The following is a 12,981-nucleotide window of genomic DNA, read 5'->3' on the forward strand; positions in this document are numbered from 1 at the left end:
TGATGGCCCCTCGCGCTACGGGACCGCCACTTGCCGCACCTATCGAAATTCGATAGCTTCCGATCGTCATTCGATCGGTGTGCAGCCGCCGTCCCTGGAGTGTTCCCATGCCCTCAGCCGTCCCCGCCTCCCGCCCGTCCCTCACCGGCACGGCCCGTACCGACGTCCTGGTCGTCGGCGCCGGGCTGGCCGGGCTGCACCTCGCCACGCTGCTCGCCCGGCGGGGCCACGAGGTGCTCCTGGTGGACCGGCGCACCACCCTGGCCGGTGCGATCCGCACCACCGGGATCTTCGTGCGCAAGACCCTCGAGGACTTCCCGCTGCCCGAGGAGCACCTCGGACCGCCGATCCGGCGCATGCTGCTCTACCCGCCCGGGATGCGCCGCCCCGTCGAGCTGGTCAGCGACCGGGACGAGTTCCGGGTGGGCGACATGGCCGGGCTCTACCAGACCTCCGCCGAGGCCGCCGTCCGCGCCGGGGTGCGCCTCGCACTGGGCACCCGCTACGGCGGACGGAGGGACGGCGTCTGCCACCTGAGCGGCCGCGCGGGGCCGCTCCAGGTCCGCGCGCGCTACGTCGTCGGTGCCGACGGCGCCCGGTCGAGCGTCGCCCGCGACCTCGGCCTCGACCGCAACCGCCACATGCTGATCGGAGCCGAGGAGGTGTTCCCGGTGTCCCCGAACGGCGAAGAGCCCGCGTTCCACTGCGTGCTCGACCCCCGGTTCGCCCCCGGATACCTGGCGTGGGTGGTCAACGACGGGCAGCACGCCCACGTCGGCGTCGCCGGCTACGCCGACCGCTTCCCCGACGGGATGCGCCGGGCCATGGGGCGCTTCGTGGCCCGCGCGCCCGGGCTGGACGGCGTACGGCGGACCGGCACCGTCGAGCGGCGCGGCGGACCGATCCCCGTCGGCGGTGTGCTGCGCCGCATCGGCTGCGCGGACGGACTGCTGGTGGGGGACGCGGCGGGCGCGGTCTCCCCGCTCACCGCCGGCGGCCTCGACCCCTGTCTGCGGCTGTCGGAGCTGGCCGCCGAGGTCCTCGACGACGCCCTGCGCACCGGGACCCCGCACGCGCTGACCCACTACAGCGGAGCCGCGCTGCGCTCCCGTTTCCGCGGACGGCTGGCGCTGCGCACCGGCCTCGCCCGCATACGCACCCCGGCCGCCACCACCGCGGCGTTCACCCTGTTGCGCACACCCCCGGGCCGGGCCGCAGCGCGCCGGATCCTCTTCGGGGACGGTTCCTTCCCAGGTCAGCCCGTCCCCCGGCCGAGCCTGGCGAGCGGCTGACCCCGTCCTGGCAGGGCGGCCGTGCCGCATGCGCGCCCCTGCCGCCCCGGGCACGCTGGACCCATGGCGAGCGACCTGCCCATCGTGATCTACCCGCCCGCTGACGACGGCGGCCGCCGTGTCCGCGCGGGCCCGCACTTCCTGGGCATGGCCTACGGGCTCCTGGACGTCGTGGAGTTCCTTCGTCTGGCCGGGATGGAGGACGTCGACGACGCCTTCATGCGGCAGTCCCCGCATGTCGAATGGCGCGGCGGCGGCCCGGACGCCTGGCACTACGAATGACGGGCGCCGTCGGCCCACCCGGGCGACCCGGCCCGGGCGACCCCACCCGGGTGACCCGGCCCGGGCGACCCCCACCCGGGCGACCGGCCCGGTGACGGTCCCGGCGCGCCGGCCGCCTCCGGCACGATGGGGCCATGACGGAGATGGTCGAACGGGTGGACGAGGACGATCGGGTCGTCGGCCTCGTCAGCAGAGGTGAGGCAGTACGCCGGCGGTGGCTGCACCGCGTGGCGACGGTCGTCTGCCGGGACACACGGGGGCGGATCCTCGTACACCGCAGGCCGGACGGCGTGGCGCGGTTCCCGGGCGGCCTCAACTGGATGCTCGGGGGCGCGGCGGAGCCCGGCGAGACCTACGAGGAGGCCGCCGCCCGCGAGCTGGCGGAGGAGCTCGGCGTGCGGGCGCGCCCCGCCCTCGTCCTCACCTTCCGGTGCGCGGGCGTGATCAGCCCGTACTGGCTGGGGCTGCACGAGGTCGTGGTGACCGGGCCCGTCAGCCCCGACCCGCGGGAGATCGCCTGGTACGACTGGCTGACGGAGCCCCGGCTCGCCGAGCTGGTGCGGGACGAGAGGTTCGTCCCCGACGCCCGCGAGGCCTACGACCGCTGGACGGCCCTCCGCCGCCGCAGCGGCCCGGCCCCCGCCGCATGAGACCACCGGAACGGGCGCCCCTCACCAGGGGCGCAGGGCCCCTCCGTGCCACGTCCGCGTTCGCGTGCGGTCGGCCGGGCGGTCACCATGGCAGGAACCGGGGGCGGGCCGTCTCGTCGTCGCGGAGGATGGACATGTTGGTGCCGGTCCTGTTCGCCCTGGGCGCCGCGCTCAGCAACGCCCTCGCGACCGTGCTCCAGCGCAAGGCCGCCCTGACCGTGCCGCGTTCCGAGACCCTCCGGGCCGGCCTGATCCTCGACCTCCTGCGCCGCCCCGTGTGGCTCGTCGGCATCGTCGCCGTCGTCACCGCGGGCGTCTGCCAGGCCGTCGCGCTCGCCACCGGACCGATCACGATCGTCCAGCCGCTCTTCGTCCTGGAACTGCCGCTCGCCCTCGTCATCGCCACGGCGGTGCTGCGCGGCGGACTGTCCCGGACCGGCTGGGCGGCCGTCGGCACGGTCGTCGTAGGGCTCGCCGTCGTCCTGTTCGCGGCCTCGCCCGGGGGCAACCGCACCCAGGTGCCGATGACCCACTGGATCCCCGCCCTGATCGTGTGCACCGCCGCGATCGCCGCGCTGGTGCTCGCCGCGCTGCGCCGCCCCGAGGGCCGCGGCCGCGCCGCCTGCTTCGGACTGGCCGCCGCGATCGGATACGCCACGACAGCCGCGCTGATGAAGGCCTCCATGCACACCCTCGACGAGGGGGGCGCCGCCGCCTTCTTCACCGCCTGGCAGACCTACGGCTTCGCCCTCTTCGGCGTGGGCGCCCTGTTCTTCCTCGAGAACGCGATGCAGTCCGGCCCCCTGGTCGCCTCTCAGCCGGCCCTCACCCTCGGCGACGCCGGCGTGAGCCTCGCGCTCGGCATCACCGTCTTCGCCGAGTACGTCCGCACCGGCTGGTGGCTGGTGCCGCAGATCCTCGGCGCCGCCCTGATCGCCGCCGGCGTACTGGCCCTGTCGCGCCTCCCCATGGCCCGCGCCCTGACCACCGAGGACCCCGCACCCGCCGGCACGGAAACGGCACGCTAGCCGAGCGCCGTGCCCTGGCGGGCGAGCCGGGGCGGGGTGGCGTCGGAGCGGGCCGACGTCGTCGTCGGTGAAGGTGCCGCTGTGTGGGTACGTCCGGCCCTCTACGCTCTCGCCATGCAGCGCAGTGAGGTCACGAAGGCCGACGGCACATGGGTGGGCGTGTCCCTGGACGTGGAGGAGCGCCGCCGGCCCGGATTGTGCGTGCTCAACGCCGGAGCGCGACTGCTGATCTCCCAGCTGTCGCGTCCTGTCCTCCTCGCGGTCGTCGGTGAACAGCTGCAGGGCGTGGACTTCTGGCGCACCGACGCGTACCGCCCCTGCGTCCCGCCCCTGCGCGCCGACGCGGGACGAGCCCTGGCGGGCAGCCGGGAACGGTGGGCACACCGCTTCGCGCAGTACCTCGTGGACGCGCCGGACAGCCCGTTGCACGACGGCCGGTGGCTGCTCTCGGTCGAGTGCCCGCTGAGCCGTTGGGACCACGCCGAGGTGTCGCATGCCGAGCACTGGAGGTCGATGCTCGTCGGCGGCCATCCTGACGGCGGCATCGACTGGTTCCACCATGCGCATTCCTGGGAGGTCCTCCCGCTAAGGCCCATGCCTGACGCCGACGACAGCAGGGTCAAGGCGTACCGCAAGCAGGCCCGTGAAGGGATGCTCCCGCCCGTTCTGTTGTGGTGGGTCAGCGGACTGGACTGTCATCTGATTCTGGACGGCCACGCACGTCTGGCGGCGGCGATCGCCGAATCCGTCGAACCTCCCGTGCTGCAGTTGCACCGCACGGTGCCGCGCGACGACCTGACCGCGCGCATCGAGGAGGCGGTGAGCTACTACGAGGACGAACTGGCACGCTTCTCCCGACTCCGCGCCGTCCACGGCCCCACCGTGCCGGACGGCGCCGCCGCCACCGGACCCCAGCTCGTCCGGCTTCTCCACGACCTGAACACCGCGGAACAGCCCACATGGTTCTGGCCCCTGCCAGGAGGGGCGGACCAATGGCGTCGCACCGCACGCGAGGTGACAGGCAACCACGACTGGCCCCGCGGCTGACCTCCGCCTGGCCGCGTGCGCCTTCCGGTGCGGGGGCGGTGTAGCGTCCCCGCACATGAACCCGGTGCCCTCACCGCCCCCCGCCCCCGGCAGCCGCCCCCGCACCCGTGACCTCGGCATCGTCGTCGGGCCCACCCCCACCGGCCCCCTCAACGCCCTCACCGACGTACCGGGAGTCCGTGTCGGGCACACCACCGTCCGGGCGCGCCCCGACGTGCACAGCGGGGTGACCGCCGTCGTGCCGGACGGTGTGCGGCCCGGGGCGCCGGTTCCTGCCGGTGTGTTCGCGGGGAACGGGTACGGGAAGCTCGTCGGCTCCACCCAGCTCGCCGAACTCGGCGAGCTGGAGACCCCTGTGCTGCTCACCGCCACGCTGTCCGCGTTCCGGGTGGCCGACGCCCTGGTCGGGTGGGTGCTGGAACAGCCGGGCTGCGAGGGGGTGTTGAGTCTCAATCCCGTCGTGGGGGAGTGCAACGACGGTCATCTGTCCGACATCCGGAGCCGGCCCGTGCGCGAGGAGCATGTGCGGGCCGCGCTCGACGGAGCGTCCGCGGGCCCCGTGGCCGAGGGCTGTGTCGGAGCCGGGACCGGCACCGTCGCCCTGGGGTTCAAGGCCGGCATCGGGACGTCCTCACGTACACCGGAAGTGGCCGGCCGCCGCTTCACCGTCGGCGCCCTCGTGCAGGCCAACTTCGGTGGCACCCTGCGCGTCCTCGGGCGCACCCTCGACGGCTCCGGACCGGCCTCCGAGACCGGCTCCTGCATGATCGTCGTGGCGACGGACGCCCCGCTCGACGCCCGGCAGCTCACCCGTGTCGCGCGGCGCGCGGTGTTCGCCCTCGCCCGGACCGGCGCCGCCTACAGCCACGGCAGCGGCGACTACGCGATCGCCTTCGCCACCCGCCCCGGTGCGGCGCCCCCGGTCGCCGACGACACCTTGAGCCCGCTGTTCGAAGCGGTCCTCGACGCGGTCGAGGAGGCCGTGCTCAACTCCCTGCTCGCCGCCACGACCACCACCGGCCACGGCGGCCGCACCGTGCCCGCCCTCCCCGTCGACCGCCTGCTCACCGCCCTCGCCGACGCGCCCGGCGCCGAAGGCCACTGATCACGGACGGCGCCCCCAGACCGTCGCCATCCCCGGGCCCAGCTCGGCCAGGTCCGGCGACTCCAGGTACGTCAGAGCCTCCTCCACCACCCGGGCGTCGACCAGGCCGGACGCCTCCAGCTCCGGCCGCATCCGGCGCCAGGTACCGGACCAGAACCGGGCCGCCGCGCCGCCCGGGACCAGCGGCGGGCAGAACACCTCGGCACCGACCTCGCGCAGCCCCTCCTCGCGCAGATAGCGGGGATACGTCGGCACCTCCGTGAGGTCGGTGCCGATCGTCGTGCGCAGCGCCACCCACATGGCGTCCATGGTGCGCCGGTAGGCGGAGGACCGGTCGCGGGTGTCCGGCAGCTCCACCGCGTCGCCGAGCACCAGCACCCCGCCCGGGTTGAGCAGACCGGCCAGCCGGGAGACGAGCCGGCGCCGCCCGGGCAGATGCATCAGCACGAACCGCGCGTGGACGAGGTCGAAGGTGCCGGGGTGCAGGTCCTCGTCGGTGACGTCCGCCGTGAGCATCCGCAGCCCCGGCAGCCCCAGAGCGGCCAGCGACCGGGTGTCCCGGTCCAGGGCGACGACCTCCGCGACCCCGGCCCGCTCCAGCAGCCACCGCGCGACGGTCCCCGTGCCCGCCCCCACCTCCAGACACCGCAGGCCCGGACCGGCGCCCAGCTCCCGCAGCAGCCCCGTGGTGACCGGGTCGTACACCTGCGCGGCGTCGTCGATGCGCTCCGACTCCCGCGGGTCCTCCGGCGTGAACAGCTCCCGCCCGTACCGGCCCGTCCCCCCGCCGGCCGCGCCACCCGGGGGACCCGCCGGATCCGTCACCGGACGCCCCGGTCAGTTGATGCCGCTGGGCGTGGGCGACGGGGTGCGGCCCGCGAGCACCTCCTGGAGCCGCTGGGTGCCCTGCTCCACGGCGGCGGAGGTGGTGTCGTGGTCGGCGCCGTCGAGACCGCCGTTGGTGACCGTGATCGCGTCCGCGCCGATCTGCACGGCGGCGACGTCCAGGCTCAGCGTGACGGGGGCGCCGCTGCTCTCGCCCTTCACGGTCACGGTCAGCCCCTGCCGCTTGTCGCCGACCTTGGGCAGGGACGTCTCGATGACCTGGACGGTGCGCTCCCCGGCGTCGCCGCCGGTCAGTGTGAACTGGTCACAGGTGTCGGGCAGGTCGCTCAGCCACTGCATGGAGTCGTCGAGCTCGGCCTTGTCGTACGCGGCGACCTGGTACAGCAGCCGCGAGTCGCCCTGCTCGAACCCGGTGAGCGCCGACGCACCCGACGGGCGGCCCAGCAGCGTCTCGTCGAACAGCGCGTCGACCAGGCGCTGGCAGTCCGCCACGTCGCCCTTGCCGTCGACGAACGCCGCCACGTCGACGTTGCCCACCAGCAACGAGTCCCGCCACTCCTGCGGGTTCTGCACCTGCGTCCAGTCGTCCTCGATGTCCGCCGGGGTGATCAGCGCGTTCCGGGCGCCCTGCTCGCTGAGGTCCGACGCGGGCGAGGACGTGGCGGGCGACGACGAGGCCGGGGGCGAGGTGGTCTGCGCGGCGAGGCCCCGCTCGGCGATCGTGGACGAGGTGTCCGCCTCGGACGACGCGCTGCTGTCCGAGCCGGAACAGGCCGCCGTCGCGAGCAGCGTGCCGACGGCCAGGGCGGCGGCCAGGACGCGGGCCGGCCGGGCGAGCGGGCGAGGGGTGGTCACGTGTGCCTCCTGATGGACGGGACGAACACCCGGCGCCGAAGGGCACCGGGCACGCTTTCCCCCCGGCCTCCCACCGCACCACCGCTCCGCCCGGGTGACCAGCGCAGCGGAGGCATACAGGTGACGGCACAGGGAAGACGGGCCCGTGGCCCCGGCCGGCGGCGCCCCGACCGGGGCGGCGATCACCCCGAAGGGCGCCCACCCACGGCGTTCGGCCATGAACGCTGATAAGTTCCCAAAGCAACGTTTTGTCCTGGAAAGGAACGTAGCCACGTCCTCCACCGACAACGGCCCGATGCCGTCCACCGAGGCGGCCAGGCGCCATCCGACCCTGTTCCGTGCCATCCGCCGCCGCCGCAATCCGCCGCTGCGCCGGTCGGACATCACGGTGACGGACGAACGTGCGGTCAAGCGCGCGGTCAAGGCCGCCTCGCTCGGCAACGCCATGGAATGGTTCGACTTCGGCATCTACGCCTACCTGGCCGGCACCATCGGCCGGGTCTTCTTCCCCTCCGGGAGCGAGACGGCGCAGCTGCTGTCGTCCTTCGCCACCTTCGCCGTCGCCTTCCTGGTGCGGCCGCTGGGCGGCATGGTCTTCGGACCGATGGGGGACAAGGTCGGCCGCAAGAAGGTCCTCGCCCTGACGATGATCCTCATGGCCATCGGCACCGCGGCGATCGGCATGCTCCCGACGTACGCGGCGGTCGGCTTCTGGGCACCGCTGCTGCTGATCCTCTTCCGGCTGCTCCAGGGCTTCTCCACCGGCGGCGAGTACGGCGGCGCCTCCACCTTCATCGCGGAGTACGCCCCCGACCGGCGGCGCGGCTACTTCGGCAGCTTCCTGGAGCTGGGCACGCTGGCCGGCTACACCGGCGCGGCCACCCTGGTCGTGGCGCTCACCGCCTGGCTAGGTTCCGACACCATGGACGCGTGGGGCTGGCGCATCCCGTTCCTGGTCGCCGGACCGCTGGGCATCGTCGGCATCTACCTGCGGCTGAAGCTGGACGACACCCCCGCCTACCTCAAGCTGGGGGAGGGCAACGTCCGCGCCTCCGAGGCGGCGAACCAGGTCGAGACCACGGCCCGCGGCGACCTCGCCAAGATCTTCCAGCGGCACTGGCGGCCCCTGGTGCTGTGCATCGCCCTGGTCGGCGCGTACAACATCACCGACTACATGCTGCTGTCGTACATGCCGACGTACCTGTCCGACGAGCTGCACTACAAGGAGTCGCACGGGCTGCTAATCCTGGTCGGCACCATGGTGGTGCTGATGCTGATCATCAACCAGGTCGGCCGGCTCAACGACCGCTACGGGCGCAAGCCGCTGCTGATGACCGGCATGCTGGGCTTCCTCGTGCTGTCCGCGCCGGCGTTCCTGCTGGTGCAGCAGGGCAGTCTGCTCGCGGTGTCGGCCGGCATGCTGATGCTCGGCCTGTCCCTGGTCTGCCTGCTGGGCACCATGTCGGCCGCGCTGCCCGCCATGTTCCCGACGTCGGTGCGCTACGGCTCCCTGTCGGTCGGCTACAACCTGTCGGCGTCGCTGTTCGGCGGTACCACCCCGCTGGTCATCACCGCGCTGATCGGCGTGACCGGCTCCGAGATGATGCCCGCCTACTACGCCATGGCGGCCGCCCTGGTCGGTGTGATCGCGGTGGCGTGCATGAAGGAGACGGCCCAGCAGCCGCTGGAGGGGTCGCCCCCGTCGGTGCAGAGCGAGGCTGAGGCCGCGGAGATCGTGGAGGCGCAGGCGCCGACACCCAGGTTCTGACGGCCGGACCGGCACACCGTTGAGGGGCGGGCACCGCGCGGTGCCCGCCCCTCACGCATGTCACCTTCCCGCCCGTCAGAGCCCGGCGAGCAGCCTGTCCAGGGGCTCCGGCACGCGCTCCCCGCCCAGTGCCTCGACCAGCACGCGGCCGTAGCGGATCTTGCGGCCCTTCTTGGTGCCGAGGAAGCGGCGGAGCTGCTGCTGGGGCGGGCGGCCACGCTGGGCGGGCTGGCGCAGGAAGGTCCGCAGGGCGCGGAACTCGCCCTGCTCCCGCACGAGCTCGGTCACCCGATCCGCACCGAGGGCACGGATCAGCTCGTCCTCCAGATCCGCCGCGCAGACGAAGACGCCGTCGCTCCCGGCGCCGGCCCGCTCCCAGCCCCGCGTGTAGTAGCCCAGTTCCCGCTCGTCGCAGAGCCCCGTCAGGCGCAGGCCCAGTCCGCGCGGGCCCAGCAGCGCGGAGAACCGCCCGACGTTCATCGCGCCGCCCATCGGCAGCACGCAGACGCCCTCCGCTGCCAGGTCCCGGCCGTGACGCGCGGCCAGCGCGCCGACCGCGGCTTCGTCACTGAGCCCCTCCAGCAGGACGACGGCACGGACGGACAGCCGCCCGGCGAGCTCGCGCACCGGGTCACCGGGCCCGCCCGCCGTCCATGCGGTCGCCAAGTCCCGGAACGCGTTCATGTCACTCATGAGGACGAGTCTTCGCCGGTGTCGCCGGCGGCGGTAGTGATTTACGGCTCGCGGTCACGACACCGCGGCTCCGGTCAGGCGGAGGGCTGACGTGCACCCGCAAAGACGGTGGGCGAGGGGAGCCGCCGCAGAGGGCGTCGGCGTTGGCGGGAACCCGTCGGAGACTGGCACCCGCCCCCATGGGAGCCCGCCCGACGGCTCGCTAGCTTCGGTGACGTCCGCCGAGAACGGACATCCCCACCGAAGGGAAGACAGCGTATGCACGCGCAGATCGTCCTGTTCGACGGCTTCGACCCGCTCGACGTCGTCGCACCCTACGAGGTCCTGTACGCGGGCGGCACCGCGTCCGACGGCGCGCTCACGGTCGAGCTGGTCACCGCCGAAGGCCCGCGCGAGGTGGTCGGCGGCACCGGCGCCCTCACCCTGCGGGCCACCGGCACGCTCGACCCCCGCACCGCCGACCTGATCGTGGTCCCGGGCGCCTCGGGCCGGGTCGGTGAGCCCGGCGAGGTGCCCGACGTCGAGGCGGGAGAGGGGGAGTGGCGGCAGGACGAGTTCATCCCCGTCCTGCTGGGCCGCGCCCTCACCACCACCCTGCCGGCGCTGCTCAAGGAAGCACTGGACGACCCGACCGTGACCGTCGCCACCGTGTGCGGCGGCTCGCTCGTCCCCGCCATGGCCGGTCTGCTTGAGGGCCGCCACGCCACCACCCACCACCTCGGCATCGACATGCTCGACGCGACCGGCGTCCACGCGGTGCGGGCCCGGATCGTCGACGACGGCGACCTGGTCAGCGGCGCCGGCGTCACCTCGGGCCTCGACCTGGGCCTCTACCTGCTCGAACGGGAACTGGGCCCGCGCATCGCCCACGCCGTCGAGACGCTCTTCGCGCACGAGCGCCGCGGCACCGTCTGGCGTGCCACGGGTCTCGCCCCGGCCGCGCTGTGACGTACGGCCCCGCCTCACCCGTCATCACTCCCGCCCGCCTGTCAGGAGCAACCCCGCACATGACCGCCGAAAGCGCCCGGACCGCCACCGTCGAAGGTGTCTGGGACCTGACCATCGCCACCCCCATCGGCCGCATCAAGGCCGCCGTCACGTTCCGCAGGGAGGACGAGGCCCTGGCCGGTGTCGCGTCCGGGGCCGGTGAGGACGTACCGCTCCGGGACATCGCGGTCGACGGCGCCCAGGTCACCTGGAAGCAGTCCGTCACCAAGCCCCTCCGGCTGAACCTCGCCTTCACGGTCCACGTCGAGGGCGACACCCTGGAGGGCACCTCCCGCGCCGGCCGCCTGCCCGCCTCGAAGGTCACCGGGACGCGCCGGACGACACCGGCGCGGGTCGCGGAATAGGGGACCGGGGGGCGCTGTTACACCTGCTGCCTGACATGCGCGAGTCACTCGACTCGGGCGGTGACGGCGGAAGGAGCACCTCATGGCACGCAGCACGGCACGCCCGATCGTCAAGCTGAAGTCCACGGCCGGCACGGGCGTCACCTACGTGACGCGGAAGAACCGTCTGAACGACCCCGACCGTCTGGTCCTGCGCAAGTACGACGCGGTCGCCGGCGAGCACGTCCTCTTCCGCGAGGAACGCTGACCCACCCTGTCTCCGCCGCCCCCGGCGGCGGAGGCCGCGAGAAAGGACACCCCATGAGGCACGGCATCCACCCCGTCTCCCGCCCGGTCGTCTTCCGGGACCGCGCGGCAGGGTTCCAGTTCCTGAGCCGCTCCACCCTCGACTCCGACAAGACGGTCGAGTGGGAGGACGGCACGACGTACCCGGTCGTCGACGTGGAGATCTCGTCGGCGAGCCACCCGTTCTACACCGGCACCGCGCGTGTCCTCGACACCGCGGGACGCGTGGAGCGCTTCGAGCGGCGCTACGGCACCGCCTCCGCCCGCCGCTGACCGGTCCCGGCCCTGTCCGGGGTGCCCACCAGGAGTTCGTGATGAAGGTACGCAAGTCCCTGCGCTCGTTGAAGGCCAAGCCCGGCGCCCAGGTGGTGCGCCGCCGGGGCGTGACCTTCGTGATCAACAAGAAGGACCCGCGCTTCAAGGCCCGCCAGGGCTGACGAGCCGCAGGCTCCACGACGTCCGGACGGCCCGGCACCGCACTGCGCGGTGCCGGGCCGTCCTGCGTGGGTGAGGCATGGGCGAGGCCTTCCCCGCCGCACGGCCGGGGCCTCCCGGTGCGGTACTCCCGCCGCGCGGCCAGGATGGAGGGACGTCGCGCACCGCCCGGGGAGCGCCGACGGCGACCGGGACCACCGGCCTCGGGCGAGGGCGACCCGGCAGGCGCTGCCGCCCGCCGGGGCGAACGGCAGCCTGGAGGCGGAGATGACGGTGAACCGGGTCGGCATGGTCGTGCACGGCGGACGCCCCGAGGCGGTGGAGGCGGCCGGCACCGTCCGGGCGTGGTGCCTGGAGCACGGCATCGCCTGCAAGGACATCGACGTCTGGGACGACGGCGGTCGGCACAGCGCCCGCGAGGAGGTGGCGGCCGCGGGCGACCCGGACCTGGTGGTCACCCTCGGCGGCGACGGCACCTTCCTGCGCGGCGCCCGCCTGGCCGCCGCCGCGGACGCCCTGGTCCTCGGCGTCGACCTCGGCAGGGTGGGCTTCCTGACGGAGGTGCCCACGACCGAGGTGCGCACCGCGCTGGACGCCGTGCAGGAGGGCCGGATGGAGGTCGAGCAGCGCCTGCTGCTGACCATGCGCGCCTCCCGGCGCCTGGAGGTCCCCGCCGACATAGAGGCACTCATGCGGTACGGGCGCGGTCCGCTGCTGCCGCCGACCAGCGTGCGGCCCGACTGCGAGACGGGCGGGGAGTGGGGCGTCCCGCTGGACGTGGCGGCCCTCAACGACGTGGTGCTGGAGAAACTCGCCCGGGACCGGCAGATCTCGGTCGGCGTCTACATCTCGGGCAGGCTGCTCGCCTCGTACTCCGCGGACGCGCTGCTGGTGGCGACCCCGACCGGCTCGACGGCGTACAGCTTCGCCGCCGGGGGGTCGGTCGTCTCCCCGCGGGCGGAGGCGCTGGTGTTCACGCCGGTCGCGCCGCACATGACGTTCAACCGCTCGGTGGTCGCCGCGCCGGACGAGCCCGTCGGGCTGCGGGTGCTGGAACGCTCCGGGCGCGCCGCCGTCAGCGTCGACGGCCAGGTCCGCGGCGTCATCGGCCCCGGTGACTGGATCGGCGTGTACGCGGCTCCCCGCAGGCTGCGCGCGGTACGCCTCGGCCCGATGGACTTCTACGGCCGGCTGCGTGAACGCATGAACCTCACCGACGCGCCCGCCGCGGTGGCCGACGGCACGCCCGCGCCCCTGTGGCCCGTGAGCACCCCGCGCCCCGGGGACCTGGCCCACCTGGCCATGCCCCAGGGCCCGGTCGCCCAGCCGTGACCGGGCGCGGG

General features: G+C 74.0%; 16 protein-coding genes. 13 read left to right on the plus strand and 3 right to left on the minus strand.

From position 1 onward, the window contains the following. Window positions 1-107 precede the first annotated feature (107 nt). From ACIF8S_RS21505 to ACIF8S_RS21530, 6 genes are all read left to right on the plus strand, one after another. Window positions 108-1,292: an FAD-dependent monooxygenase gene (locus ACIF8S_RS21505; protein ID WP_400000911.1), complete on the plus strand. Its 1,185-nt coding sequence runs from the start codon at window positions 108-110 to the stop codon at window positions 1,290-1,292. A gap of 63 nt (window positions 1,293-1,355) precedes the next feature. Then, a complete protein-coding gene (locus ACIF8S_RS21510; RefSeq protein WP_024887730.1) occupies window positions 1,356-1,574 on the plus strand; it encodes a hypothetical protein in 219 nt (72 codons plus the stop codon). A gap of 134 nt (window positions 1,575-1,708) precedes the next feature. After that, a complete protein-coding gene (locus ACIF8S_RS21515) occupies window positions 1,709-2,224 on the plus strand; it encodes an NUDIX domain-containing protein (protein ID WP_400000913.1) in 516 nt (171 codons plus the stop codon). Window positions 2,225-2,352: 128 nt separating this feature from the next. Then, the gene (locus ACIF8S_RS21520) at window positions 2,353-3,252 is read left to right on the plus strand and encodes a DMT family transporter (protein ID WP_400000915.1); all 900 of its coding nucleotides are present in this window, start codon (window positions 2,353-2,355) and stop codon (window positions 3,250-3,252) included. Window positions 3,253-3,366: 114 nt separating this feature from the next. Further along, window positions 3,367-4,299: a hypothetical protein gene (locus ACIF8S_RS21525; protein ID WP_400000916.1), complete on the plus strand. Its 933-nt coding sequence runs from the start codon at window positions 3,367-3,369 to the stop codon at window positions 4,297-4,299. A gap of 55 nt (window positions 4,300-4,354) precedes the next feature. Then, the gene (locus ACIF8S_RS21530) at window positions 4,355-5,404 is read left to right on the plus strand and encodes a P1 family peptidase (protein WP_400000918.1); all 1,050 of its coding nucleotides are present in this window, start codon (window positions 4,355-4,357) and stop codon (window positions 5,402-5,404) included. Here ACIF8S_RS21530 and ACIF8S_RS21535 read toward each other — a convergent pair whose 3' ends face one another. Together ACIF8S_RS21535 and ACIF8S_RS21540 are read right to left on the minus strand one after the other, a co-directional pair. After that, window positions 5,405-6,229: a class I SAM-dependent methyltransferase gene (locus ACIF8S_RS21535; RefSeq protein ID WP_400000919.1), complete on the minus strand. Its 825-nt coding sequence runs from the start codon at window positions 6,227-6,229 to the stop codon at window positions 5,405-5,407. 12 nt (window positions 6,230-6,241) lie between these two features. After that, entirely contained in the window at window positions 6,242-7,105 is an 864-nt protein-coding gene (locus ACIF8S_RS21540) for a hypothetical protein (RefSeq protein ID WP_400000921.1), read from the minus strand. 295 nt (window positions 7,106-7,400) lie between these two features. On the opposite strand from ACIF8S_RS21540, the gene ACIF8S_RS21545 reads away from it, so the two are divergent. Continuing rightward, the gene (locus ACIF8S_RS21545) at window positions 7,401-8,873 is read left to right on the plus strand and encodes an MFS transporter (RefSeq protein ID WP_400000923.1); all 1,473 of its coding nucleotides are present in this window, start codon (window positions 7,401-7,403) and stop codon (window positions 8,871-8,873) included. Window positions 8,874-8,948: 75 nt separating this feature from the next. Here the strand turns inward: ACIF8S_RS21545 and ACIF8S_RS21550 are convergent, their stop codons facing one another. After that, window positions 8,949-9,566 carry a TOPRIM nucleotidyl transferase/hydrolase domain-containing protein gene (locus ACIF8S_RS21550; protein ID WP_400000924.1) on the minus strand — a complete coding sequence of 206 codons (618 nt, stop codon included), beginning with the start codon at window positions 9,564-9,566 and terminating at the stop codon, window positions 8,949-8,951. A 258-nt stretch (window positions 9,567-9,824) separates the two neighbouring features. On the opposite strand from ACIF8S_RS21550, the gene ACIF8S_RS21555 reads away from it, so the two are divergent. The 6 genes from ACIF8S_RS21555 (at window position 9,825) to ACIF8S_RS21580 (ending at window position 12,970) form a co-directional block, all read left to right on the plus strand. Then, window positions 9,825-10,514, plus strand: coding sequence for a DJ-1/PfpI family protein (locus ACIF8S_RS21555; protein WP_400000926.1), 690 nt, complete (start codon window positions 9,825-9,827; stop codon window positions 10,512-10,514). A gap of 59 nt (window positions 10,515-10,573) precedes the next feature. Next, entirely contained in the window at window positions 10,574-10,918 is a 345-nt protein-coding gene (locus ACIF8S_RS21560) for a hypothetical protein (RefSeq protein WP_400000927.1), read from the plus strand. Between the two features lie 82 nt (window positions 10,919-11,000). Beyond that, window positions 11,001-11,165 carry a 50S ribosomal protein L33 gene (gene rpmG, locus ACIF8S_RS21565; protein WP_024887720.1) on the plus strand — a complete coding sequence of 55 codons (165 nt, stop codon included), beginning with the start codon at window positions 11,001-11,003 and terminating at the stop codon, window positions 11,163-11,165. Between the two features lie 53 nt (window positions 11,166-11,218). Next, on the plus strand, window positions 11,219-11,476 hold the full coding sequence (locus ACIF8S_RS21570) for a type B 50S ribosomal protein L31 (protein WP_349796380.1): 258 nt from the start codon (window positions 11,219-11,221) through the stop codon (window positions 11,474-11,476). A 41-nt stretch (window positions 11,477-11,517) separates the two neighbouring features. After that, window positions 11,518-11,640 (plus strand): type B 50S ribosomal protein L36, encoded by a 123-nt coding sequence (ykgO, locus tag ACIF8S_RS21575; protein ID WP_006130958.1) that lies wholly within the window; start codon window positions 11,518-11,520, stop codon window positions 11,638-11,640. 265 nt (window positions 11,641-11,905) lie between these two features. After that, window positions 11,906-12,970, plus strand: a complete 1,065-nt coding sequence (locus tag ACIF8S_RS21580) for an NAD(+)/NADH kinase (RefSeq protein ID WP_400000929.1) — start codon at window positions 11,906-11,908, stop codon at window positions 12,968-12,970. Window positions 12,971-12,981: the final 11 nt, after the last annotated feature.

This window comes from Streptomyces sp. NPDC085937, assembly GCF_044540535.1.
GTDB lineage: Bacteria > Actinomycetota > Actinomycetes > Streptomycetales > Streptomycetaceae > Streptomyces.

Bases quoted from the DNA above. Each gene is read 5' to 3' on its own strand.
- ACIF8S_RS21510 (WP_024887730.1), top strand. From the start codon at position 1,356: ATGGCGAGCGACCTGCCCATCGTGATCTACCCGCCCGCTGACGACGGC.
- ACIF8S_RS21560 (WP_400000927.1), top strand. From the start codon at position 10,574: ATGACCGCCGAAAGCGCCCGGACCGCCACCGTCGAAGGTGTCTGGGAC.
- ACIF8S_RS21505 (WP_400000911.1), top strand. From the start codon at position 108: ATGCCCTCAGCCGTCCCCGCCTCCCGCCCGTCCCTCACCGGCACGGCC.
- ACIF8S_RS21545 (WP_400000923.1), top strand. From the start codon at position 7,401: ATGCCGTCCACCGAGGCGGCCAGGCGCCATCCGACCCTGTTCCGTGCC.
- ACIF8S_RS21555 (WP_400000926.1), top strand. From the start codon at position 9,825: ATGCACGCGCAGATCGTCCTGTTCGACGGCTTCGACCCGCTCGACGTC.
- rpmG (WP_024887720.1), top strand. From the start codon at position 11,001: ATGGCACGCAGCACGGCACGCCCGATCGTCAAGCTGAAGTCCACGGCC.
- ACIF8S_RS21530 (WP_400000918.1), top strand. From the start codon at position 4,355: ATGAACCCGGTGCCCTCACCGCCCCCCGCCCCCGGCAGCCGCCCCCGC.
- ACIF8S_RS21570 (WP_349796380.1), top strand. From the start codon at position 11,219: ATGAGGCACGGCATCCACCCCGTCTCCCGCCCGGTCGTCTTCCGGGAC.
- ykgO (WP_006130958.1), top strand. From the start codon at position 11,518: ATGAAGGTACGCAAGTCCCTGCGCTCGTTGAAGGCCAAGCCCGGCGCC.
- ACIF8S_RS21520 (WP_400000915.1), top strand. From the start codon at position 2,353: ATGGACATGTTGGTGCCGGTCCTGTTCGCCCTGGGCGCCGCGCTCAGC.
- ACIF8S_RS21550 (WP_400000924.1), bottom strand. From the start codon at position 9,566: ATGAGTGACATGAACGCGTTCCGGGACTTGGCGACCGCATGGACGGCG.
- ACIF8S_RS21525 (WP_400000916.1), top strand. From the start codon at position 3,367: ATGCAGCGCAGTGAGGTCACGAAGGCCGACGGCACATGGGTGGGCGTG.
- ACIF8S_RS21580 (WP_400000929.1), top strand. From the start codon at position 11,906: ATGACGGTGAACCGGGTCGGCATGGTCGTGCACGGCGGACGCCCCGAG.
- ACIF8S_RS21515 (WP_400000913.1), top strand. From the start codon at position 1,709: ATGACGGAGATGGTCGAACGGGTGGACGAGGACGATCGGGTCGTCGGC.